At 58.4% G+C, this 24,413-nt stretch carries 17 protein-coding genes and 1 pseudogene; 9 read left to right on the forward strand and 9 right to left on the reverse strand.

Annotation, left to right across the window (positions count from 1 at the left end; all coding sequences use genetic code 11):
* The first annotated feature begins 33 nt into the window (after positions 1–33).
* Both ACR0EV_RS00265 and ACR0EV_RS00270 read left to right on the forward strand, forming a co-directional pair.
* On the forward strand, positions 34–939 hold the full coding sequence (locus tag ACR0EV_RS00265; RefSeq protein ID WP_480798272.1) for a LysR family transcriptional regulator: 906 nt from the start codon (positions 34–36) through the stop codon (positions 937–939).
* 98 nt (positions 940–1,037) lie between these two features.
* Positions 1,038–1,823 (forward strand): inositol monophosphatase family protein, encoded by a 786-nt coding sequence (locus ACR0EV_RS00270; RefSeq protein WP_480798273.1) that lies wholly within the window; start codon positions 1,038–1,040, stop codon positions 1,821–1,823.
* A gap of 12 nt (positions 1,824–1,835) precedes the next feature.
* Here ACR0EV_RS00270 and ACR0EV_RS00275 read toward each other — a convergent pair whose 3' ends face one another.
* Positions 1,836–2,579: a rhomboid family intramembrane serine protease gene (locus ACR0EV_RS00275; protein ID WP_171091573.1), complete on the reverse strand. Its 744-nt coding sequence runs from the start codon at positions 2,577–2,579 to the stop codon at positions 1,836–1,838.
* A gap of 42 nt (positions 2,580–2,621) precedes the next feature.
* Complete coding sequence (putA, locus tag ACR0EV_RS00280; RefSeq protein ID WP_480798274.1) at positions 2,622–6,020, reverse strand: bifunctional proline dehydrogenase/L-glutamate gamma-semialdehyde dehydrogenase PutA; 3,399 nt, start codon at positions 6,018–6,020, stop codon at positions 2,622–2,624.
* Positions 6,021–6,129: 109 nt separating this feature from the next.
* On the opposite strand from putA, the gene ACR0EV_RS00285 reads away from it, so the two are divergent.
* The gene (locus tag ACR0EV_RS00285; RefSeq protein WP_480798275.1) at positions 6,130–6,612 is read left to right on the forward strand and encodes an Lrp/AsnC family transcriptional regulator; all 483 of its coding nucleotides are present in this window, start codon (positions 6,130–6,132) and stop codon (positions 6,610–6,612) included.
* 14 nt (positions 6,613–6,626) lie between these two features.
* Here the strand turns inward: ACR0EV_RS00285 and ACR0EV_RS00290 are convergent, their stop codons facing one another.
* Complete coding sequence (locus tag ACR0EV_RS00290; RefSeq protein ID WP_480798276.1) at positions 6,627–7,400, reverse strand: FadR/GntR family transcriptional regulator; 774 nt, start codon at positions 7,398–7,400, stop codon at positions 6,627–6,629.
* A gap of 334 nt (positions 7,401–7,734) precedes the next feature.
* Between ACR0EV_RS00290 and ACR0EV_RS00295 the strand changes: the two genes are divergently transcribed.
* The 4 genes from ACR0EV_RS00295 (at position 7,735) to dld (ending at position 13,827) form a co-directional block, all read left to right on the forward strand.
* Positions 7,735–8,784 (forward strand): TRAP transporter substrate-binding protein, encoded by a 1,050-nt coding sequence (locus tag ACR0EV_RS00295; protein WP_171669514.1) that lies wholly within the window; start codon positions 7,735–7,737, stop codon positions 8,782–8,784.
* A 110-nt stretch (positions 8,785–8,894) separates the two neighbouring features.
* The gene (locus ACR0EV_RS00300; RefSeq protein ID WP_480798277.1) at positions 8,895–10,964 is read left to right on the forward strand and encodes a TRAP transporter large permease subunit; all 2,070 of its coding nucleotides are present in this window, start codon (positions 8,895–8,897) and stop codon (positions 10,962–10,964) included.
* A 12-nt stretch (positions 10,965–10,976) separates the two neighbouring features.
* Positions 10,977–12,128, forward strand: coding sequence for an alpha-hydroxy acid oxidase (locus ACR0EV_RS00305; RefSeq protein ID WP_480798278.1), 1,152 nt, complete (start codon positions 10,977–10,979; stop codon positions 12,126–12,128).
* Positions 12,129–12,147: 19 nt separating this feature from the next.
* Positions 12,148–13,827: a D-lactate dehydrogenase gene (gene dld / locus ACR0EV_RS00310; RefSeq protein WP_480798279.1), complete on the forward strand. Its 1,680-nt coding sequence runs from the start codon at positions 12,148–12,150 to the stop codon at positions 13,825–13,827.
* A gap of 10 nt (positions 13,828–13,837) precedes the next feature.
* On the opposite strand, the gene ACR0EV_RS00315 is transcribed toward dld, so the two are convergent.
* Both ACR0EV_RS00315 and gph read right to left on the reverse strand, forming a co-directional pair.
* Complete coding sequence (locus tag ACR0EV_RS00315; RefSeq protein WP_480798280.1) at positions 13,838–15,538, reverse strand: SulP family inorganic anion transporter; 1,701 nt, start codon at positions 15,536–15,538, stop codon at positions 13,838–13,840.
* 322 nt (positions 15,539–15,860) lie between these two features.
* A complete protein-coding gene (gene gph, locus ACR0EV_RS00320; RefSeq protein WP_480798281.1) occupies positions 15,861–16,520 on the reverse strand; it encodes a phosphoglycolate phosphatase in 660 nt (219 codons plus the stop codon).
* A 206-nt stretch (positions 16,521–16,726) separates the two neighbouring features.
* Here gph and hemP point away from each other — a divergent pair, with 206 nt between their 5' ends.
* The gene (hemP, locus tag ACR0EV_RS00325) at positions 16,727–16,894 is read left to right on the forward strand and encodes a hemin uptake protein HemP (protein ID WP_083445319.1); all 168 of its coding nucleotides are present in this window, start codon (positions 16,727–16,729) and stop codon (positions 16,892–16,894) included.
* Entirely contained in the window at positions 16,891–17,367 is a 477-nt protein-coding gene (locus ACR0EV_RS00330) for a hypothetical protein (RefSeq protein WP_480798282.1), read from the forward strand. The genes hemP and ACR0EV_RS00330 overlap by 4 nt, the downstream gene beginning before the upstream one ends.
* A 50-nt stretch (positions 17,368–17,417) precedes the next feature.
* Here ACR0EV_RS00330 and ACR0EV_RS00335 read toward each other — a convergent pair whose 3' ends face one another.
* From ACR0EV_RS00335 to ACR0EV_RS00350, 4 genes and pseudogenes are all read right to left on the reverse strand, one after another.
* On the reverse strand, positions 17,418–20,483 hold the full coding sequence (locus tag ACR0EV_RS00335; RefSeq protein WP_480798283.1) for an aminotransferase class III-fold pyridoxal phosphate-dependent enzyme: 3,066 nt from the start codon (positions 20,481–20,483) through the stop codon (positions 17,418–17,420).
* Between the two features lie 108 nt (positions 20,484–20,591).
* Positions 20,592–21,476, reverse strand: a pseudogene (locus ACR0EV_RS00340) (NAD(P)-dependent oxidoreductase); the annotation flags it as partial.
* Positions 21,477–21,554: 78 nt separating this feature from the next.
* Positions 21,555–21,944, reverse strand: a complete 390-nt coding sequence (gene cueR / locus ACR0EV_RS00345) for a Cu(I)-responsive transcriptional regulator (protein ID WP_480798284.1) — start codon at positions 21,942–21,944, stop codon at positions 21,555–21,557.
* A complete protein-coding gene (locus tag ACR0EV_RS00350; RefSeq protein ID WP_480798285.1) occupies positions 21,941–24,409 on the reverse strand; it encodes a heavy metal translocating P-type ATPase in 2,469 nt (822 codons plus the stop codon). The genes cueR and ACR0EV_RS00350 overlap by 4 nt, the downstream gene beginning before the upstream one ends.
* Positions 24,410–24,413 lie beyond the last annotated feature (4 nt).

The following is a 24,413-nucleotide window of genomic DNA, read 5'->3' on the forward strand; positions in this document are numbered from 1 at the left end:
TATTATTCAACAACAACATGAGTGCTGTTCGAAATGCATATTGAATTCCGGCACCTGCGTACCATCAAAGCGATCCATGAATGCGGTGGGCTGGCGCGTGCAGCAGACCAGTTGAACATCACTCAGTCTGCGTTAAGCCATCAGATCAAAGGGTTAGAGGATCAGGCCGGGGTCGAGCTTTTCCTGCGTCGCTCCAAGCCCATGAAACTGTCGGCCGCCGGGTTGCGCTTGCTTCGCTTGGCGGAACAGATCCTGCCACAGGTCGAGGCCGCTCAGCATGAATTTTCTTCGCTGCGGGATGGGCGCACCGGGCGGATGCATATCGCCATTGAATGCCATGCCTGTTTCGAATGGCTTTTCCCGGTTCTTGAGGCTTTCAGGAAATCCTGGGGCGACGTTGATGTGGATATCCGCCCCGGCCTGGCCTTCGACGCGCTTCCGGCCTTGCAGAAGGAAGAGGTTGATCTGGTGGTGTCGTCCGACCCCGAAGACTTGCCGGGCGTCGAGTTTGTGGAGCTGTTCGACTACAACGCCGTCTTTGTGGCCGCCTCGACCCATCCGCTGGCCGAGAAAGAATATATCGAGGCAGAGGATTTTCGCGGTCAGACCCTGATCACTTATCCGGTGGAGCGTACGCGTCTGGATGTGTTCAGCCAGTTGCTGATCCCTGCGCGTGTTGAACCCGCCGCGATCCGGCAGGTCGAGTTGACCGCCGTCATTCTGCTGCTGGTCGCGTCTAACCGGGGGATTTCAGTCTTGCCGGATTGGGTCGTGCGCGAGGTCAAGTACAACTCGGACTACGTAACCCGCCCCCTGACAAAGGAAGGGATCACGCGCCGCCTGTACGCGGCGGTCCGGTCGGAAGATCTGGAGAAACCTTATGTGCAGGAACTGGTGAAACTGGCCCGGGAAGAAGCGCGCAGACTGCAATCACAGTAACGGCGTTTCCTGCGGGTCTGTTATGCGTATCATTCCTCTTGGCAATAGCGCATTGCGGCAGTATACGCGCGGTTTGACCGGACAGGAGCCTTTTGACAATGGTTGGCAGTGCAAATCTCAACATCATGATCAAAGCCGCGCGTAAAGCGGGGCGTTCTTTGGTCAAGGATTTCCGTGAAGTCGAGAATTTGCAGGTGTCGATGAAAGGCGCGGGGGACTTCGTCTCCAAAGCCGATATTGCCGCCGAGGCTGTCCTGAAAGAGGAGTTGCTGGGCGCACGTCCCACCTATGGCTGGCTGGCCGAAGAAGGTGGTGCGATTGACGGCGAAGACCCGACCCGTCGTTGGATCGTCGATCCGCTGGATGGCACCACCAACTTTCTGCACGGCCTGCCGCATTGGGCGATCTCAATCGCGCTTGAACACAAGGGCAAGATTGTTGCCGGTGTGATCTATGATGCCGCCAAGGACGAGATGTTCTTTGCCGAAAAAGGCGAGGGCGCATGGATGAACGACACCCGCATTCGCGTGTCGGGCCGTCACCGCATGATTGAATCGGTCTTTGCGACCGGTTTGCCCTTTGGCGGTCGTTCGGACTTGCCGGCGACTCTGCAAGATCTGGCGCGTTTGATGCCCGCGTGCGCTGGTGTGCGCCGCTGGGGTGCTGCTGCGCTTGATATGGCGTATGTCGCCGCTGGCCGGTACGAAGGCTTCTGGGAACGCCGCCTGAACGCGTGGGATCTAGCGGCCGGTATCATCATCGTGAAAGAGGCTGGCGGCTTCGTCCAGGCTTTGAACCCCGAAGGCAGTGTGCTGGAGGATGGTGAAGTGATCTGTTCGAACGAACCGATCTTTGACCAGTTCGCCAAGGTTATCCGGGGCTAAACAGTTCTTAACTTACTTGCGCGGAACACGTGGAATACGTGACTGCGAAAGCTTGTATTTCGCTTCCGGGTGGGGCGGGTGGCCATGGGTGCGGTCCCAAAACTGCACCCCTCCGCGCCGCAGCCAAAGCGGTATGCACAGGATCAGGCCCACAGCAAACCCTCCGGTATGGGCCCAATAGGCAATGCCGCCTTCGTCGGGGTTGCTGGTGACGCTGCCAAAGAACTGAATCGCCAGCCAGACCCCCAGCATGATGAAGGCTGGAATGGTGAAGACCCTGAAATAGACAATCAGGATCAGCAGGATATCCACCCGCGCTTTCGGGAACAGCAACAGATACCCACCCATCACACCTGCAATTGCGCCCGAGGCGCCGACGGTCGGTACTTGAGAGTCCGGCCCGGTGATGATGTGAATGAGGCCAGCGCCAATCCCGGCTGCCAGATAGAACAGCAAGAAGGGCAGGTGTCCCATCTCGTCTTCCAGGTTGTCACCGAAAATCCAAAGGAAAAGCATGTTTCCGGCCAGATGCATCCAGCCGCCATGCAGGAACATGGAAGTCACAAGGGTTTCCAACCCAAACCCATCGCTGACGCGCGCTGGGATGATGGCGTAGTCGAAGAACAGCCTGCCGATCCGCGGCCCGTCATCCATGATCCCCACATAGCTGAGGAAGATCAGGATGTTGGCCGCCATCAGAGCATAGACAACATAAGGCGTGCGCCCCGAAGGGTTATGGTCACGGATCGGAAACATGGTGCGACGCTGGGCTTTTGCGCGCCCAGCGTCAAGGCAAGCTTATGCCGCACCTCCCAACAACGCAGCGTTTCCGCCCGCTGCTGTCGTGTCGACGCAGACATGACGCTCACCCAGAACCCGCGCACGGTCAGGCTTGCCGGGGATCAGGGGCAGAATCGGGCCGTCGCGGCGCGCCAGATGCTGCTCGATCTGCCGGGCGGTCTCATCATCCCCCCACCACAACACGCCTGAGATGCCAGACAGGTTTTCCAACCTGTGCAGGTCCAGCATCCCGGTCGCCTGAATGGCCGTGCCACCCAGCGCCTGAACAGCCTCAGCCTGCAAAGCTGCGGCTGTCTCTCCGGGCCCCATACACAGCAATGGCTGGCGAGGGTATTCACTCAGGCGGTTCGATTCTCCGGTCGGACCGGGCAAGGATTGGGTTTTGACTGCCGCTGGTTGCCCTTGAGGGGCTGGCAGGTCGGCCACGGTGCTCCAAGTATCCGCCGTATTTTGACGATCCGGCGCGCAGAAGCGGGCCATGTAGTTCGGCCCGCCCGCCTTGGGGCCGGTGCCCGACAAGCCTTCGCCGCCAAAGGGTTGCGAACCGACGATGGCCCCAATCTGGTTGCGGTTCACATAAATGTTGCCGGCATGGATCGCCTCGGTCACATGCTGGACCCGGTCGTCGATGCGCGTATGTAGGCCAAAGGTCAGGCCATATCCAGTGGCGTTTATATCGGCGATGACCTTGTCAATGTCCTGCGACTTGAACCGGGCCACGTGCAGTACGGGGCCAAAAATCTCGCGTTCCAGCGCGGCAATGCCAGAAACCTCGATCAGTGTTGGGGCAACAAAAGTGCCTTCGGGCGGCAGCGGAAGCTCTTTCAGAACCCGCCCTTCGCCGCGCGCCTTGGTCACGTGATCAGCTATGCCTTGCCGGGCTTGTTCGTCGATGACCGGGCCGCAATCGGTTGAGATGAGCCAGGGATCTCCAATGCTCAGGGCGTCCATTGCGCCTTTGAGCATGGTCAAAACGTCGTCGGCGATGTCTTCCTGCAGATACAGACACCGCAGGGCTGAACAACGCTGGCCCGCCGATTGAAAGGCGCTTTCGACGATCGATTGCACGGCTTGTTCGGGCAGGGCGGTGCTGTCGACGATCATGGCGTTCAGACCGCCGGTTTCCGCGATCAGCGGTGTACCGGGGCGCATGTTCCCGGCCATCGCGGCCCTGATCTTGAGCGCGGTGGCTGTAGACCCGGTAAAGGCCACGCCCGAAACGCGTTCATCCGACGTTAGCGCCGCGCCCACAGCAGGCCCGCCTAGCAGCAATTGCAACGCATCGCGAGGCACGCCTGCCTCGTGCATCAATTGAATGGCGCGATGCGCAACCAAAGGCGTCTGAGGCGCAGGTTTGGCCAACACAGCGTTTCCGGTGGCCAGCGCCGCTGCGATCTGCCCTGAGAAAATGGCCAGAGGGAAGTTCCAGGGGCTGATGCAGGTAAAAATTCCGGCAGACTTGGCCGCAGGAATATTGGCTGCGTAATACCGCAGGAAGTCCACCGCCTCGCGAAGTTCCGCCACCGCGTCAGGCAGGGATTTCCCGGCTTCGCGAGCAAGAAGGGCGAAAAGCTCGCCATAGTTCGCTTCATAAAGATCGGCAGCAGCGTTCAGAACGCGCGAACGCTCAGCAGCCGGTGCGTCCCAGGGGTTGGCCGAGGCCAGGGCCAGCTCTGCATCCGCCGCACTGGCTGGCGCAACGGAACCGGGCCGGTCCTGCGGATTGGCCGGGTTGGTAACAGGTTCTTCGGCCTCTGGCTTGGCCTTGTCAGCCAACAGGGGTTGAGCAAACCAATGATGCGCCCGGAACCCATCCCGCGCTGCTTCGATCCGATCCAGAGTGGGCGTGTGGTGCAGATCAAACCCTTTGGAATTGGGGCGTTCTGGTTGAAACAGCTCGGGTCCTGTCGGTAGGGCGGGCGGCGGCGTCTGTACGGTGACAAACGGATCTGCGGCGACCTCTTCCGGCGGCACGTTTTCATCGACAATCTGGTTCACGAAGGACGAGTTCGCCCCGTTTTCCAGAAGGCGTCGCACCAGATACGCCAGCAAGTCGCGATGCGCCCCGACCGGCGCATAGATGCGGCACCGGGTGTTCTGTTTGCCCATCACGATCTGATGCAGAGTCTCGCCCATGCCATGCAGGCGCTGGAACTCATAAGGTTGGTCGTCAGCCATATGCAGGATGGCGCTGACCGTATGGGCGTTATGGGTGGCAAATTGCGGGTAGATCCGGTCGGTCATGTTCAGCAGTTTGCGGGCATTGGCGATGTAGGAAACATCGGTTGCCGCCTTGTGGGTGAACACTGGAAACCCACCCACCCCTTCGACCTGCGCACGTTTGATTTCTGTGTCCCAATAGGCGCCTTTGACCAGTCGCACCATCAGCTTGCGGTCGTGACGTTCGGCCATGTCATACAGTGTATCCAGAACCAGCCCGGCGCGCGGCCCGTAAGCTTGCACCACGATACCGAACCCGTGCCACCCGGCGAGGGCCGGATCAGACATGACTGCCTCTATGACTTGAAGCGATAGCGAAAGGCGGTCTGCCTCTTCGGCATCGACGTTCAGACCCATGCCAGCGGCTTTGGCCAGCAATGCCAGAGCCCGCAGGCGCGGGACCAACTCGTCCATGACACGCTGCTCCTGCGCCAGCTCATAGCGAGGATGCAGGGCGGACAGCTTGACCGAGATGCCGGGATTGGCGCGGATGTCGTAATGGATGCAGGCCTCGGCAATGGCCGAAATGGCGCGCGAGTATGACAGGTGATAGCGCGCGGCGTCCGCCTCGGTGCGTGCGGCTTCGCCCAGCATGTCATAGGAATAGGTATAGCCCTTATCCTCCATCCCCCGCGCACGTTTCATGGCGGACTGAATGGTTTCACCCAAAACGAACTGCCGCCCCATTTCTTTCATCGCACGCGCCACGGCGGTGCGGATCACGGGCTCGCCCAGGCGCTTGATTGCGCCGCGCAGCGCACCGACCGGAGAGGCCTGGCCTTCGTCCAGCACCTTGCCGGTCAGCATCAGCGCCCAGGTCGATGCGTTCACCAGCGATGATGAGGATTGCCCCAGATGTTTGCCCCAATCGGATGGCGCGATCTTGTCTTCGATCAACGCATCGATCGTGTCGGCATCGGGCACGCGCAGCAGTGCTTCGGCCAGACACATCAGGGCGATGCCTTCGTCGGTGGAAAGGCCATATTCGGCCAGAAACACCTCCATCAACCCGGGTGAAGTGCTGGACCGGATGTCACGCACAAGCTGCGCCGCGGCGGCACAGATGGCGTCGCGATCTGTATCCGTCAAATTGGCCTGAGTGATCAGGGTATCAAGGGCAGCCGACTGATCGGCATAGGTTGGGGTGTCAATGAGTGTGCGCAGGCTGTGTGACATGGGTCCTCCGGTCTTTCGTGATAATATATGTCGGAAGAAACGGGACAACGGACCGAGTTTAGCATAAAAAGAGGCGAGTGTTCCGAATTTACCGTGAAAGACAGTGCAAATGAACTTTCCAGATCTGGACCGCTTCGACCGGTCGATTCTGAAAATACTGGCTGAGGATGGCCGTGTTTCGGTTGCCGATCTTGCGCGCGAGATCGGTTTGTCGAAATCCCCGACACAGGCGCGGCTAAAGAGGCTTGAGGCAAGCGGCGTGATAAAAGGGTATCGTGCAATGCTTGACCCAATCAGATTGGGCCTGGATCACGTGGCATTTGTCGAGGTGCGTATGACTGACACGCGAGAAAAGGCACTGGCAGAGTTCAATGCTGCCGTCCGCAAGATCGCCGAGGTCGAGCAAGCCCATATGATTGCATCGAACTTCGACTACCTATTGAAGGTTCGAACCGGATCCATGTCAGAATACCGCGCGGTGCTGGCAGAAAAGATTTCGTCTCTGCCACACGTAGCGAGCACATCCACCTTTGTTGCGATGGAGGCGGTTAAGGAAACCGGCATGTTGGGCGCATTGGACGTGACGGGCTGACCACCCGCTGGTGATCAGCGGGACAGTATCCGGCGCTTTTCAGCCATGGCTTCGCGGCGTTGCTGTTCGATTCCCAGTTTGAAGGAATCTTCAACGAAATCGATATGTGCAAACGCAGCCTGTTCCGCACGCTCCTCGTCGCTGTCGATCACGGCCTGACCCAATTCCAGATGCTGCTCCAACAATTTCTTGCCAGACCCGTCAATCGACTTCAAAAAGCTGCGGTTGTAGAAGACGCCTTGCTTGGTCAATTCATAGATGGACGCCATCATGTGAATAAGGGTTGCATTCTGGCTGGCATCAACAATGGCGGAGTGCAGCGCGAAATCTGCCTCGCGCGAAGCCACGGCATCATTTTCTTCCCACGCGCGTTGGTTTTCGGCCAGAATCTCGGCAATTCGTTCCTTGTCCGCCTTGGTCGCGCGTCGGGCGGCCAGCCTGGCAGCAAACCCTTCCTGCTCTCGGCGATACTCCAGGTAGTCAAAAAAGGCGGGTTCGTGTCGTTCGTAAAGTGAGAGCAAAGCCGGCAGCATCGCCTGCCCGGTCAGGGCGGCGACAAACGTACCTTCGCCGTGCTGAGTGGTCACCAAACCACGTTCTTCCAGCACGGCCAGAGCCTCGCGCAGTTTCGGGCGCGACACGCGCAGCATCTCTGCCAGATCACGTTCAGAAGGAAGCTTGCGCCCCTGTTTAAGAATGCCCGACGCGATCAGATCTTCGATTTGTGAGACAACCGCATCTGCCAGCGATTCGTGTCCGACCGGTTCAAAAATCGCCTTGGTGTTCATGGGTTTTGCCTCATATGAAATGCGAAGATCATATTACTGGTAAATAAATATAACCATATATCGAAAATTTTCAAGCAAACACGATTTGCTGGTTTTTTAGGCATAATGCTACGAATTAATTGGAAAAACTTCCAAAACTAGGTGTCAAATTCAAAAACATAATTCGCTGGAGAACCGCGTTGGCATGCTGCCGATGAAAGCAAACACAAATCCAGTGGTAAACAAAATTGTTGACTGGATTGCCATGGTAAAGTTAGTTTACCACCGGAGCGGCGCTGGAAGAGCCTGCGCCAATGATCGGGCCGAAACCCCGACCAACCCTGGAGGAGATCTCATGAAGAAGACCCTGACGAGCTTGGCCGTGGCGGCCAGCATTATCGCCGCACCTGCGGTTGCCGCAGACAAACTGCTGTTGAAAACGCCGATTGCGTTCTCGACAGAATTGCCGGGCCTGGGCTCGCCGATCCCACGTGTTGCCGAACAGCTTGACGTGATGTCGGGCGGCACGCTGAAGATGAAAGTGTACGAGCCGGGCAAGCTGGTTCCGCCGTTCGAAATTCTGGACGCTGTATCCACTGGCAAGATCAACTCGGGCTACACCACAGCAGGATATTGGGCCGGTAAAATCCCGGCTGCGCCGCTGTTTTCGGCTGTGCCTTTTGGCCCGGAAGCGGGTGAATACATGGCGTGGCTCTATTATGGCAACGGCATGACCCTGTATCAGGAAATGTATGATCAGGCCGGTTACAACGTTCACGTTCTGCCCTGCGCGATCATCGCACCCGAAACCTCGGGGTGGTTTGCGACCGAGATCAATTCGCCCGAAGACCTGAACGGTCTGAAGATGCGTTTCTTTGGTTTGGGCGGCAAAGTCATGCAGAAGCTGGGTGTTGCAACCTCGCTGCTGCCGGGTGGTGAGATCTTCCCCGCGCTGGAAAAAGGCGCGATTGACGCGACTGAATTCTCGATGCCTGCCATTGATGCGCGCCTGGGCTTCCATAAACTGGTCAAGTTCAACTATTTCCCCGGCTGGCACCAGCAGGCGACTGTATTCGAATTGCTGATCAACAAAGACGTCTGGAATGAAACCAGCGACCAGCACAAGGCGATCATCGAAAGCGCCTGTAAGGCGTCGATGGCAGACAGCTTTGCCGAAGGTGAAGCGATCCAGCATGCCGCGCTGATCGATAACGTTGAAAACAACGGTGTCACCATCAAGCAGTGGTCGCCCGAGATGTTGGATACCTTCCGCGCCACCTGGGACGAGGTTGCTGCTGAAGAAGCCGCAAACGATGCATTCTTCGCACAGGTTCTGGCGGACATGAACGAATTCCGCGACGGCTACAACCTGTGGAAAACCAACGCGTTCCTCCCACGTCAGTAAACTCTCCCTAACTGACGTTACCGGAGCGGCGGAACCCGCCGCTCCGAACTCTCCCGAAATTGGAAATTCTAACCCTTCACCGTCCCGCGCGCCGGGGTGCTGAGCGAGGTATGACCATGACCAACGAAAAGTACACCAATGATCCGGTCGAAGCCTATGAAGGCATCCTGGAACATCCCGAAACCGACCGTCAGAAGATTGCCGTCGCCATCGACACCAGCGTCAAAGCGGTAGGACATGTGGTCATGTGGGCGAACGTGCTGCTGATGGGCGCAATTTTCGCTCAGGTCTCGCTGCGTTACCTGCTCAGTCAGAACTATCCCAAGCTGGACGAGATCCAGTGGCACTTCTACGGCATCGTCACGATGATCGGTATTTCTTATGCCTTGATCACCGACAGCCATGTCCGCGTTGACGTCCTGCACATGCAGCTGTCCCGCCGGGCGCAGCGGATCATCGAAGTGATCGGCATCCTGACCCTGCTGACCCCGTTCATCTATTTGATGGTCGATCAGGGATATGACTATTTCTACGAAAGCTTCCGTGTCAACGAACGCTCGGACAGCCCCACTGGCCTGCCTGCGCGCTGGGCGTTCAAGGCGGTCATCCCGATCAGCTTCATTCTGTTGGCTTTGGCAGCAGTGGCGCGGCTGATCCACGACGGGCACGCGCTGCTCTATGGGCCGGCCTCAGAACGGGAAGGCGCACCGCTGCGTCGTATCCTTCTGGTACTGGCCGTTTTTGCCGCCGTCTGCGTGGGCTTGACCTTCCTTGTCGAAACGACCGAGGAAAAGCTGGTCATCGCGATGTTCCTGACCTTCATCGCGCTGCTCTTCACCGGGTATCCTGTAGCATGGGTACTGGCCGGTGTCGGTGTGGCCTATTGCGGTCTTGCATACCTGTTCGACAATGATCTGATGCTGTGGACGGGTCTTGAGAGCACCTTCACCGGGCTCGATTACTTGACCCTGGGTGCTGTAGTGAACCGCGTTTATGCCACCATGTCGAACGCAGTTCTGGTCGCCCTGCCGATGTTCATCTTCATGGGCCTGATGCTGGACGAATCCGGTGTGGCCGAGCGTCTGATGTCATCGATGCAGCGCCTGTTCGGAACCGTGCGCGGAGGTCTTGCAATCACCGTGACCCTGATCGGGATCATTCTGGCGGCCTCGACCGGCATCATTGGAGCCTCGGTCGTGCTGCTGGGCGTGCTGTCGTTGCCGTCCATGATGCAGCAAAAATATCAGCCCACTCTGGCGGCTGGTGTGGTTTCTGCATCCGGTACGCTGGGTATCCTGATCCCGCCCTCGATTATGCTGGTGATCATGGCCGACCAGATGGCCCTGTCTGTCGGGGATCTGTTCATGGCAGCCGTTTTCCCTGGTGTCATCATCGGTGGCCTGTACCTGACCTATATCTTCCTGCTTGCGTTGATCAAACGTGACGCAGCCCCCGTGCCCGAGGGCGCAAAAGCCCCCGACTGGGCTGCCGTCAAGGACGTTCTGATCGCCGTCATACCGACGCTGATGCTGATCCTCGCCGTGCTGGGCTCGATCTTTGCCGGTCTGACCACACCGACCGAAGCCTCGGGCATCGGTGCGCTGGGTGCGACACTGCTGGCGCTGGGCTATCGCAAGCTGACTATCGCCAAGCTGTGGAACGTGCTGGTGTCGACTTTCAACACCACTGCGTACATCTTCGCGATCTTCCTTGGCGCGACCGTGTTCTCCTACGTCCTGCGCGAACTGGGCGGGGACGAGTTGATCGAGCATGTGGTGCAGTCCACCGGCTTCGGAGCCAACGGCACCGTCCTCTTCATCCTGTTCATCGTCTTCCTGCTGGGCTTCGTTCTGGACTGGATCGAGATCACGCTGATCGTGCTGCCCCTGATGCGCCCCATCGTGAACGGATTGGGCATCGACATCCCCGGCTTCGGCGTACTGGATGAACCGGCGCTGGTGTGGTTCGTGATCCTGGTCGCTGTGACGCTGCAAACCAGCTTCCTGACCCCGCCGGTTGGCTTCGCCCTGTTCTACCTGAAAGGCGTCTGCCCGCCCGAGATCAAGCTGACCCACATCTACAAAGGCATCATCCCCTTCGTGTTGTTGCAGCTGACCGGTTTGGCGCTAGTGTTCCTCTGGCCGACCCTCGCCACCTGGCTGCCCTCGGTCGCCTATTAAGGAGCTGCCCCGATGCGTCTGAGCCAATGTCATAACTTCCACGACTTCCGGCGGCTGGCCAAACAGCGGCTGCCGGGGCCCATCTTCAACTATATCGACGGTGGCGCGGATGATGAGGTGACGTATCGGGAAAACACCAACGCGTTCGACCGGTGCGATCTGTTGCCCTCGGTCCTGCGTGGGGTGTCGGACGTGGATATGTCGGTCACGGTCATGGGGCAAAAGCTGGACATGCCCGTCTATTGCTCGCCCACCGCTTTGCAGCGCTTGTTCCACCATCAGGGGGAACGCGCAGTTGCGGCGGCGGCTGAGAAATACGGGACAATGTTTGGTGTGTCGTCATTGGGCACTGTCTCGTTGGAGGAGCTGCGTAAGAAACACAAGAACCCGCAGGTCTATCAGTTCTACTTTCACAAGGATCGCGGCCTGAACGCCGCCATGATGCAGCGCGCCAAAGAGGCAGGTGTCGAGGTCATGATGCTGACCGTCGACAGCATCACCGGCGGCAATCGTGAGCGCGACTTGCGCACCGGGTTCTCGATCCCGTTCCGCCTGACGCTGGGCGGGATGATCCAGTTTGCGATCAAGCCGATGTGGGGGATCAACTACGTCACACACGAGAAATTCCGCCTGCCGCAACTGGAAGAACACGTGGATATGGGTGGCGGCGCCAGCTCGATCGGCGGCTACTTTACCGACATGCTCGATCCGTCGATGAACTGGGAAGACGTGGCACAGATGGTGCGCGACTGGGACGGACAGTTCTGCCTCAAGGGCATCATGACCGTCGAAGATGCTAAACGCGCGGCTGAGATCGGATGCACCGGCATCATCCTGTCGAACCACGGTGGTCGCCAGTTGGACGGCTCACGCACGCCCTTTGATCAACTGGCCGAGATCGTCGATGCCGTCGGCGACAAGCTGGATGTGATGATGGACAGCGGCATCCAACGCGGCACCCATGTGCTGAAGGCGCTGTCGATTGGGGCCAAAGCCGTGGGTGTTGGTCGTCACTACCTGTACCCGCTAGCTGCCGCAGGGCAGGTGGGTGTCGAGCGCGCGCTTGGCCTGATGCGGGCCGAGATTGAGCGCGATATGAAACTGATGGGTGTCACCAGCGTCGACCAACTGAGCCGTGAGAATATCCGTTTCCGCAACGCCTGAACCCAAAATGGGGGCCGACATGACCAATGACGAGTTGATCCAACACTTCCGTTCCATCGTCGGTTCGCGCCACGTCCTGACCGGCGAACGCGCGACCGAACGGTTTCGGCGTGGCTTCCGCTCGGGCGAGGGGGAGGCGCTGTGTGTCATTCAGCCCGGTACTCTGGTGGAACAGTGGAAAATCCTGCAAGCCTGCGTTGCCTCGGACAAGATCGTCATCATGCAGGCGGCCAATACCGGCTTGACCGAAGGGTCGACTCCGTCAGGCAGCTATGACCGCGATGTCGTGTTGATCAACACGCGCCGGATGGACACACTGGTCCCTCTGAACGACGGCGAACAGATCGTCAGCTTTCCGGGTGCCACCTTGTTTGCGCTGGAAAAACTGCTGGCTCCTCTGGGGCGTGAACCGCATTCGGTGATCGGTTCGTCCTGTATCGGTGCATCGATTGTGGGCGGGGTCTGCAACAATTCGGGCGGGTCTTTAGTAGAGCGGGGCCCCGTTTACACAGAACTGTCTGTCTATGCCCGGATTTCTGAGCAAGGCGAGCTTGAACTGGTCAACCATCTGGGCATTGATCTGGGCGACACGCCCGAGGAAATCCTGGCAAGCCTCGACGCCGGCACTTTCGACCGCAACCCGGGCGCCACGAACAAACGGGCATCAGCCAGTGACTACGCGCAGATTGTGCGGGATGTGGACGCAGAAACGCCTGCGCGATTCAACGCAGACAAGGCTAAACTGTTCGAATCCGCTGGCTCTGCCGGGAAACTAGCGGTCTTTGCCGTACGTCTTGATACCTTCCGGAAAAATGACGCGGAAAAAGTGTTCTATATCGGAACAAACAACCCTGATGATCTGGCCGCTTTGCGCCGCCATATCCTGTCCAGTTTCAAGTCATTGCCCGTTTCGGCCGAATATATGCAGCGTGAGGTGTTCGACATCACCGCCAAATACGGCAAGGACACGGTTGTGATGATCGACAAACTGGGTACGGATCGCTTGCCGTTCTTCTTCGCGATGAAAGGCGCGGTCGATGCACGTCTTCGGCGCATCCCGTTGCTGGGCAATTTCACCGACCGTTTCATGCAAATGGCCGTGGCGCTATGGCCACGTGTTCTGCCCAAGCGGATGGTCGCGTTCCGCGACAAGTACGAACATCACTTGATCCTCAAGATGAAAGATGACGGTGTCGCAGAGGCTGCCGCGTGGCTGCCAGATTTCTTGGAAGACCGCGACGCAGGGTTTTTTGAATGCGACGCCCGCGAGGCCAAGATCGCTGGTTTGCACCGTTTCGCCGCAGCCGGAGCCGCCGTGCGTTACATGGCTCTGCATAACTCAGAGGTAGAAGACATTATCGCGTTGGACGTCGCGCTGCGCCGCAACGATCAGGACTGGCTTGAAAAACTTCCGCCCGAGATCGAGAGCCAGCTGGTGCACAAGCTCTACTATGGCCATTTCATGTGCCACGTCATGCATCAGGATTACGTTGTCAAAAAGGGTGCAGATCCAAAGGCGTTGAAGGCCGCGATGCTTAAGCTATTCGACGAACGCGGTGCGGAATACCCGGCCGAGCACAATGTGGGCCATTTGTACCCGGCCAAGCCTGATCTGGCGGCGCATTACAAATGCTGCGACCCGACCAATTCGTTCAATCCCGGCATTGGAAAGATGTCGAAGGCGAAACACTATCAATGAGTGTACATCGTTACGCCTTTTGACGCTTGTGAAAGGCTTCGAGAAGGCTGGTGCCGCTGTCGAAAAACGCGGCCTCGCCCACAATGCCGGTCACGCCACAGCGATCCAGCTCGGCTTTTACGTCCGGCTCGACCAGCGTAAATACCAGTCGGATGTTGTTTTCACTCAGGACCCCGGCCATGTTGCGCAAGGCGTATCCAGCGGTGAAATCGACCTCATCTATGGCTGACGCATCAATGCAGAACCATTCAGGTTTGGCGTCCGAACTTTGAGCAATGGCGGTGACTTCATCGGTAAAACGCTGCGTGTTTGCGTAATACATGCCGTGCGAAAACCGATAGATCACAAGGCCGGGCTCAAACTGGTTGGGCGGGGCCAAATCTTTTGAATGCCAGCCACCGGACTGGGTTTTGACAATCACAGCATTCTTTGGGCGATACCCTCTGCGGGTGTGATCGACCAGCGACAGGACCATGGCAAAAATGATGCCCTGTTCTACGCCAACCACGACAACCACAGCTGCGGTTGCAATGGCCACCCAGAACTCGGATCGAGCTTGTTTGTAAATCGTTGCCAAGCCACGCAGATCGATCAGTTTCAACCCGATCAGGAAGACGATGGCAGACAGGGCGGCATTCGGCAGGTAGGCAAGCGGTTTGGTCAGAAACAGGATGACCAACAGGACAATGGCAACCGTGGTCAGTTGCGCCACCTGACTGCGGCCACCCGCGCTGGCGACCATTTCGGTTTTGGTGGGGCTGCCGTTGACCACAAATGTGCCGGTGAACGCCGCCCCGAAATTAGCAAGCCCCAGCCCGATCAGGTCTGTGTTCTCGCTGAACCTCTCGTCATATCGGGCCGCGTACGCGCGCGAGGTCGCAGCGCTTTGGGCCAGAATGACAACGAAGATGGACAGTGCAGTAGGCAGGAGTTGTTTGAACAGGGTCCAACTCCAATCCACCTCGGGGATCGAGAGCGACGGCAAGCCGCCGGGCACTACTCCCAGAAGGGCAATGCCAACCGTTTCGAAGGAAAAGGCCCAACTGCATAAGATCACCCCCACGATCGCGATCAAGGGTCCTGGTACTTTTCGCGACAACATTGTGCAGGCAACAACAATGCCAAGAACGGCCGCCGATACGCTCACGGTTGGCCAGCTGACCTGAGCAAAATTGTTGAAAACATCGGTCAGTCGCGCAAGCGTGCCGTGCCCGGTGGCCTCGATCCCCAAAAGACCGGGGATCTCTCCCGTGGCGACCTGAATGCCTACGCCGGTCAGGAAACCAACAAGAACGGTACGAGACAGGAAATCGGCCAGGAATCCCAGTCCGATGATCCGCGCGCCGATCAAAAACACCGCTGACATCAATGCCAGAAGCGACGCCAAAGCCAGGTATTCGGACGAGCCTGTAACCGCCATGCCTGCAAGAGCCGAGGCGGTAATGGCCGCCGTTGCCGAATCGGCCCCGACCACAAGGTGCCGTGATGAGCCGAACAGGGCGAACAGGGCCATGGGAATCAGGATCGTATACAGCCCGGTCACGACCGGCGTGCCCGCAATTTTGGTGTAACCCATAACTTCTGGTATCGCGAGGCAGGCAAATGTAAGCCCGGCAAGCATCTCGGCAGGAAGGCGTGATCGGTCCAAAGGCAAGACACCTTGCAGCACTGGCAAAGCCGACAGTTTGCGATTTCTGCCCGGTTTTTCCATGGGTTACCTTTCGCCCGATTTGTTCTTCATTTCCACCTTTCATACCACCAGAGCGCCGGGTCGGGATGAATGCAAGGGAAGAGGGATAAATCAAGATGGCTTTACAGCCGTTTTTGACAGGTTTTCAGGGAATTTTTCACAACTACGGGAAACCCCCAATTTCGCGCGCCGCCTATCAAGGGTAAACATGACCTACCGTACTTACCACACAAACACACGGTAATTACTTTCCCCGATGAGGGGCTGGTCACACCCCCTCGGCCGGCCCCTCTTAACTTTTGAGGACCTGTAGACGCCGACCGTTTTCGAAAAACGAATGCGCTCAGTTGGTGGCCAGTGTTGTCACATGAGCGGGTAGGTCTGCGGCAGTCTCATAAGCAAAATCATGCGGAATGTCCTGTACGGGGGACTTTCGATACCCTTCCGTGAACAGAAGAAAAGGGACTTTTGCCCTGACAGCGGTTTCAGCGTCAACTTCGCTGTCTCCGACAAAAATACGTGGACCTGTACCGTCAAGGGCGTCGAAGCTTGCAAACAGATGTTGGGGGTCTGGTTTCCGAGTCTGCAAACTGTCGCCGCCAAGCACGACGTCGAAGAATTGCGACAGGTTCAACGCCTCCAGCACATGCCGCGCCGGGGCTTCGGGCTTGTTGGTGCACACGCCCAGAACGCAGCCCATCTGTTGCAAACGTTCCAAGGCGGCGGGAACTCCGGGATAAGGAACGGTCGTTTCACTGGCGGCGGCATTGTAGTGCTTGAGGGTCAATTGCGCCAATTCCGCGTGACGGTCCATCGACAGATCACAGTGGCGGATCACGCGTTCGACCAGCTTGGGCAGGCCATTTCCAACGAATCCTTTGATGATCTCGAATGACAGGGGATCCCGTCCGGTGTCATCCAGCATTCGGTTTGTCGCTGCAGCAAGATCACCCAGGCTGTCCACCAGCGTTCCATCCAGATCAAATACAACAGTTGCGGTCATGTTTTACCCGCCCTTTCCACTCTGCCCACAGAGGTAACCCGCCCTTTTTCCGGGTGCAATCACTTGTGTTAAAACGACACTTGACAATCCTTACTAAAATAATCAGATTAACCGCAGGAACAGAAAGCCAGCCCATTCGAGGTCAGCCAGATCACATGAAACGCAACTGAATTGGCGCGATGCCGACACGCTCTGGAGATGTCCCGATGAACGTACAGAACCCGACCCCAACCCAAGGTTACGCTGTCTCGATGCTTCCGGCGCACAAGGCCGAAGACCTGACCAAAGGTGGCAACCTGGCGCATATCGAATTGGGCGACCAACTTTACACCCTGCGCATTACCCGCGCGGGCAAACTGATCCTGACGAAATGAGCGCTGGCAACACGCGCGGCGGCGCTACGGTCGGTCGCCTTGCTGACTTGGACCTCGTCGAGGCGGGGGCGGTTATGTATCTGCGCATGTGGAGCGCAGGTGAAGGTGCAAGGGCCGATGTCGCCAGTGACTTTCAGATCGCTTTGGGCGCAGAAAGCGGGCAGGCCGCGATGCTAACACTGGATCGTCTGTGTTCACTTTGCGCAAATTACGGTCGACGCCCCTTAATCCAGCATGGGTTGGGATGTGGGTGTCTTGGCGCGGACGAAAACTGTTTCGCTCAGATGATTTCAGCCGCCTCTGAAGGGGCGCGTGAAGACGCAATGATGATGGCGTCATTAATTGTGCGGCCGGATTTTGCGCCCGCACTGGCCGCGTTATCCGAAGAGTTGGGTCTGGCTCTCAGGCGTATGACGGCTGGGTTCCGGATCCCGACAACGGGTCACCATACCCCCTCGGCCGTTCTCCACTGATCCCCGGTTCAGGACGGCTTAACCCCGGCATTGCGCCGGGGTTACTTAGTTCAACAGCACCCACATCCGGCATGATGATGATCGTGATCGCAAACCGGGGCAGGGGTGTAATCACCCACTTCCGACAGCACGTCGCGCAAGGCCCAAAGGATCATGTCCACATCTTCGGCCTCAATGGTCAGCGGTGGGCGGATTTTCAGGATGTTGTCCTTTGGTCCCTCGCTGCCGATCAGAATTCGGTGGTCACGCATCCGGTTTTTGACATAGCTGCAAATCTCGGTGCCTTCAGATCCATCAGGGTTGATCAGTTCCACACCCAGAAACAGCCCCATACCCCTCACGTCACCAACACAGCCAAAGACGTTTTCGATTTGGCGTAGCCCGGTCATAAGACGATCTCCCATCAGGCGGGCATTCTCCTGCAGACCTTCGTCGTCAACGATATCCAGCACCTCTTTGCCGATCCTGCAGGACAGGGTCGAGCCGCCGAAGGTGGAAAAGAACTCAATCCCGTTGTTGAAGCTGTCTGCGATTTCTTTGGTCGTTACTAGCACGCCCAGAGGGTGCCCGTTGCCGATCGGCTTACCCATGACAACAATGTCAGGCAGCGCGCCCTGGTGTTCAAAACCAAAGTAGTACTCGCCCAGACGGCCAAGACCTGTCTGAACCTCATCGGCGATGCAGACACCACCTGCGGCGCGGATTTTTTCATAAACCGCAGGCAGATAGCCCTTAGGTGGAATGATCTGTCCGCCGACCGAGGGGAAGGTCTCCGCAATGAACCCGGCGACGCCTTGCCCGCGCTCGTTCAAGGCTGTGATTGCCGGGTCTACAAGTTCGGCAAATCTCTGTGCCCGATCCGCATCGTCGCGCTTGAACGTGCCACGGTAGTCATCCGCAACCTCAACCAATTCAACCCAATCGGCTTTCCCGACGCTGCCCGGTTTGTTGAACTTATAAGCCGAGATTGCCACAGCCGCATTCGTATTCCCGTGATAGCCATGATCCGGTGTCACGATCCCTTTTGCTCCGGTATGGGCGCGGGCCAGTCGCAGCGCCAGTTCATTGGCCTCGGTCCCGGAATTGACGAAGAAGCAGACCTCGAAATGATCCGGCAGTTTTGAGAGGATCTTGTCGGCAAAAGCGGTCTGCGCTGGATGCAGGTAGCGGGTGTTCGAATTCATCCGCTTCAACTGGTCAGCTGCCACGGCCTGAATACGCGGATGCGCATGGCCGACATGGGGGACGTTATTGTAGGCGTCCAGATAGGGGCGGCCCCATTCGTCGAACAGGTGATGCTTCCAACCACGCACCAGCATGACCGGATCGTCATAGGTCAGTGACAGGTTGCCGCCAAAATGATTGCGTCGCCCCTGCAAAACCGTTTGTTTGTCTGTGGGTTGGTAAAACACCTTGTCATCCGGCAGGTTCAGCAAGGCCGCCGGGTTCGGACAGACCGCGTGCCACAGTTCCATCTCGTCAGGATCGCCAACACCGGGCCAGTCCGCTTCCATGCCAACTGTTGTCATGGCCAACTGGAAATGCACATGCGGGGACCAACCGCCATTCTGGCTGGCATCGCCCAGCCGGGCAAACGCTGCCCCTTGTGCCACCGGGTCGCCGGGTTTCAGCCGGTCACAGCATTCCGGATCCAGATGCCCGTAAAGCGTGTAGAACTGATCACCTTCGGGCGTTTCGTGGTGCAGGATGATCACACCGCCATAGTCGAGGTGGCTGTCGCGGTTCTCGACCACCTCAACCCGCCCGCTCATGGGCGCGTGCAGCACCGTCCCGGCAGGCGCAAACACATCCACGGCCAAATGCACTGTCCGCCGGTCCGAGGCCTTCCAGGGGCCCTTGCGGAACCCCGGTTCGGCATAGATCAAGCGGGGTTCGTAATAATAGCCCAGCCACAGATCCTGCCCATATTCCTCGCCCACTCGTGCGGCCTCGGCCAGAGGCATGTGGAACGGATTCTGCGGCCAGACACAGTTTTCAACCGACAGCGAGCCCATGGGAACATCGCTCAGATCCTGATCGAACATCTGGGCGAACTGACCGCGATGATCCTGCAAATATTCGTGGATACGTTCAGCTCCATCGACCACCGGCAATCCACAAGCCGCACGCAAACGCGCCGACATGAGGCCACCATTGACCGAGGCATTCTCAAGAAACCGCCACGCAGGCGCCTGAGAGATTGTCACATAAGGATCATCCGGGTTCTCGGCGGCCATCAGGGTCGAGTTGACGACCGAAACCGCAAGCCGCATCCGCAACAACGGCCAGATCAGATCCACCTCATCCTCGCTCAGCCGGTTGGCCGCGTGATACCCTTTCACCAATGCAGCCAGCGCCCGTTCCGGCTTGGGGTGGTCCAACACGATATAGGCCCCGGCTATCGCCAGATCGCAAACCCGCGGCGCCGCGCACATGTCACCCAGATCAATCAGCCCCGAGATCCGCCGCCGTTCGCTCAACTCCCCTTCGACCAGAATGTTATAGTCATTGGCATCATTGTGAATGGCCTGCTTGGGCAGATCCGCAAGGGTACCGGAAATCGCTGCAAACCCGCCGCGGATTTCCTTTAGCAAGGCTTGCCGCGAAGGATCTGAAATCGCGCCCAGCTTTACCGCAATCCAATCCGCCTGCATCAGGTCCCATTTGAAGCCGGCCCTATGCAACCCCTCATGCTGGAACCCTTCCAGGGCCCGGTCAGTTGCCCCCAACACGCGCCCCAGTTTCAGGATCAGTTCTTCGGATTTTGGTGCCGCCTTTGCGTAACACTGACCTGGCAGACACTCCAGCAGCCATACCAACCTCGGCTGAGCCTCAGAATCCGCAATCTTGGGCAGCATGTCGCCGTTCAAATCGGGGAACACTTTGGGAAAAGGCAAACCCGGTGCTTCCGACGCAATATGAGCCAGCGCCTGTATCTGCAGGTCTACCAGATTCGCCTCGCAGCCCGCACGCATAACCTTCAGCACATAATCCTGTCCATTGGTGGCCTGCACCAGAAAGTTCAGGTCATATTCGCCATCCAGCCGCGTCAACCGTGCGTCCAGCCCCCAATGCTGACGCAGCGCATCTGCCCAGAACTTCACCAATTCGCTCATGTCGTTCTCCGTCCCGTCACGCCCGGGATCCTATTCATCTGGCTCAAAATACCTTCGGGGGTGAATTGGCCCACCGGGCCAAGAGGGGGCAGACAGCCCCCTGATCCCTCAATCCAAAGCGCGCAGGCGTTTGAACAGCGACGACGTATCCCAGCGCCCGCCGCCAAGTTTCTGCACATCCTTATAAAACTGGTCGACCAAAGCCGTCAGAGGCAAAGAAGCCCCGTTTGAATTGGCCTCATCCAGACAAATCCCCAAATCCTTGCGCATCCAGTCCACAGCAAAGCCGTAATCGAAATGATCGTCCAGCATCGCCTCGTGGCGGTTCACCATCTGCCAGCTTCCAGCCGCGCCCTGACTGATCACCTCGACCACAGAGCGCCCGTCCAAGCCGGCCTTTTCCGCAAAATGCAGCGCTTCGCTGAGGCCCTGTACGACACCGGCGATGGCTATTTGATTGCACATCTTGGTCATCTGGCCCGTGCCGCTCTCGCCGATACGGCGGCATATCTTTGAGTAAACCTGCATCAGGGGTTCCGCTGCATCATAGGCGTCCTGATCCCCGCCGCACATGATTGACAGGACCCCGTTTTCCGCCCCGGCCTGACCACCCGAGATCGGGGCGTCGACAAAGGCACATCCTTGCGCTGCTGCTGCCGCGTAAAGCTCTAATGTGACATCTTTGGAAACCGTTGTGTGATCAACAAAGATGGCCCCTTCCGACATGCCTTGAAAGGCGCCGTTTTCGCCCGCGCAGACCATGCGCAGATCGTCATCGTTGCCGACACAGGCCATGACAAAATCGGCATCTTTGACGGCATCTTTCGGAGTGACTGCCATGGCTCCGCCATGCTGTGCCACCCAGGCCTCAGCCTTGGCGGTGGTGCGGTTGTAGACGGTGACGTCATGACCTGCGGCCTTCAGAAATCCGGCCATGGGATAGCCCATGACACCAAGGCCAAGGAACGTGACTTTTGCCATTTTGTGATCCTCTCGGCTGTTCGACCGTTGCCTAGGGCCGAAATCTTCGACGAAGACAAAGCAAAGCTGCGCCCAAAGGGCAACCCCAAGTCAGCCTTTCCTACCCAGATCCTGCAATATGGGACAATCGGGCCGGTCATCCCCGGCGCAGGCGTCTATCAGATGACTCAGCGTGTCGCGCATGGCGTTCAGGTCGGCGATCTTGGCCTCGATCTGCGCCAGATGATCCCGCGCGACCTGTTTTACATCGGCGCTGGCGCGGGTTTCATCCTCGTACAGCGCCAATAAAGTCCTGCAATCCTCGATGATAAACCCAAGCGCGCGGGCGCGGCCCAGAAAGTTCAGTTTATGCACGTCCTGATCGCGAAACCGGCGATACCCGTTGTCGTCGCGCAGAGGCTTGATCAGGTCGATATCCTCATAATACCGGATCGTCTTGGCGGGCAGGCCTGTGCGGGTAGAAACGTCTCCGATATTCATGCGTGCACCTTTTTGGTGGCCAAGGTCGGGGTTTCCGGCAGGCTGGCGCGGACGCGACGCAGGCGGAGAGCATTCGAGACCACAAATACGCTGGACAGTGCCATCGCGCCCGCTGCCAAAGCAGGCGACAACAGATGACCGCCAAACGGATACAGCACGCCAGCCGCCACCGGGATCAGCAGGACATTGTAACCAAACGCCCATCCGAGGTTCTGGCGAATGTTTCGCATTGTGCGACGGCTGATCTCGGTCGCGTTTGCAACGCCGCGCAGATCACCGGACATCAGAACGACGTCGGCCGTCTCAATGGCCACATCCGTTCCTGTTCCAATGGCGATGCCGATATCCGCAGATGCAAGCGCCGGGGCATCGTTGATCCCGTCGCCAACAAAAGCCAGCGTTCCGAAATTGTCCCGCAGAGCCGTGATCGCGTCCACCTTGCCGTCCGGCAACACCTCGGCAGTGACGTGATCGATCCCCAACCGATCAGCCAACGCCTGTGCTGTCCGCGCGTTGTCTCCGGTGATCATGGCCACAGTCAGCCCCATTTGGTGCAACCTTTGCAGCGCTTCTTTGGTGCCGGGCTTGATCGGGTCGGACACAGAAATCGTAGCAGCGGCCTGCCCATCGAGAGCAACGAATAACGGCGTTGCCCCTTCGGAGGCGCGCGCTTCGGCCTCTTCCGCCAAGCGGCCAAGATCGATCCCACGGTTTTCCATCAGCCTGTACGACCCGACCAGTACGTCCCGGCCTTCAACGAGGCCCTGTACGCCAAGGCCGGTAATTGACTGGACGTTCGACGCCTCGGGCAGAGCGGAAGGGCCGGCCCGGGTGATAGCTGAAGCAATTGGATGCTCCGACTGTGCTTCGAGGGATGCAGCAAGTCGCACAACCTCATCCCGGTCAAACCCGTTCGCCGTCATCACGCTTTCCAACTCGGGACGTCCGAGTGTCAGAGTTCCGGTTTTATCCAGCGCGACAATGCGTGCTTGTTGAAGCTGCTGCAATGCATCGCCTTTGCGGAACAATACTCCCAGTTCTGCTGCACGCCCTGTGCCCACCATGATAGAAGTGGGCGTCGCCAGTCCCATCGCACAGGGGCAAGCAATGATCAGCACCGAAACACCTGCAACAAGCGCCAGCGGCAGGGCGGGGCTGGGGCCGAATACCAACCAGATTATGACGGTGATCACAGCAACGAGAATGACGGCTGGGACGAAACGATAGGTGATCTGGTCGACCAGCCCTTGAATGGGCAATTTGGCCCCCTGTGCCTGCTGCACCATGCGGATGACCTGAGCCAGAACCGTGTCGTCCCCAACGCGCGCGGCACGCACCCGCAAGGCACCGGTCCCGTTCACCGTGCCGCCAACAACAGCGGCCCCTTGCGATTTTCCGACCGGCACAGGCTCGCCAGTGATCATGCTTTCGTCAACGTAAGACGTGCCTTCAAGCACTTCAGCGTCTACTGGTACGCGTTCGCCCGGACGGACGCGCAAAGTGTCACCCACAGCAATGTCAGCAATCGGGCGGTCCTCGGTTCGGCCATCTACTTCGACCCTTGCGGTCTTGGGCTGCAAGCCTACCAGCTTCCGAATTGCGGCCCCGGTTCTGCCTTTGGCGCGCGCCTCCATAAGTCGGCCCAGAAGGATCAGTACAACGATGACAGCTGCGGCTTCGAAATAGACATTCGCGGTGCCTTGCGGCAGCACACCCGGGGCGAATGTGGCCACCACGGAATAGAGATAGGCAGCCCCGGTCCCAAGCGCGACCAGCGCGTTCATATCTGGCGTGCCGTTCAGCAGGGATGGGATGCCCTTGCGGTAAAACACTCGTCCCGGACCGATCAACAGGGCCGAGGTCAGCGCAAACTGGATAAGCTGACTGGTCTGCACACCGATAGTCGCGTGTACCCAATGATGGAATGCGGGGATCATGTGCCCGCCCATTTCAAGAACAAACACCGGCAGCGCAAGGACGGTGGCAAGCATCGTGGTGCGGCTCAGACTGTGAATTTCGTCATCTTCGCGGCTTTCAGGTTCCTGGGCGTTCTGAAGGCGCGCGGGGTACCCGATTCTGGTGATTAGCTGTGCCAACTGCTCTGGCGTGGTTGTCCCGGCCGCGTATGTCACTTTGGCGGTTTCAGTGGCGAGATTGACCTGCGCGTCGATCACACCCGGGTTGGCTGCCAGCGCGCGTTCGATCTTGGCGACGCACGAGGCGCAATTCATCCCGTCGACACTAAGATCTACGCAATTGGTTTCAGCTGGATACCCTGCCGCGTCCAGCGCCGCAGTCAGAGCCGTAACCGGCCCGTCAAACGCCACTTGCGCTGATTTGGTTGCAAAGTTGACTGAGGCCGCATCGACACCGGGCACGTCGCGCAGGGCCGCTTCGACACGGCCCACGCAGGAGGCGCAGCCCATGCCGGTGATTTTGAGTTCTGTGAGTGTTTCATGTGCCATGCGA

This window comes from Ruegeria sp. CF8, assembly GCF_056537285.1.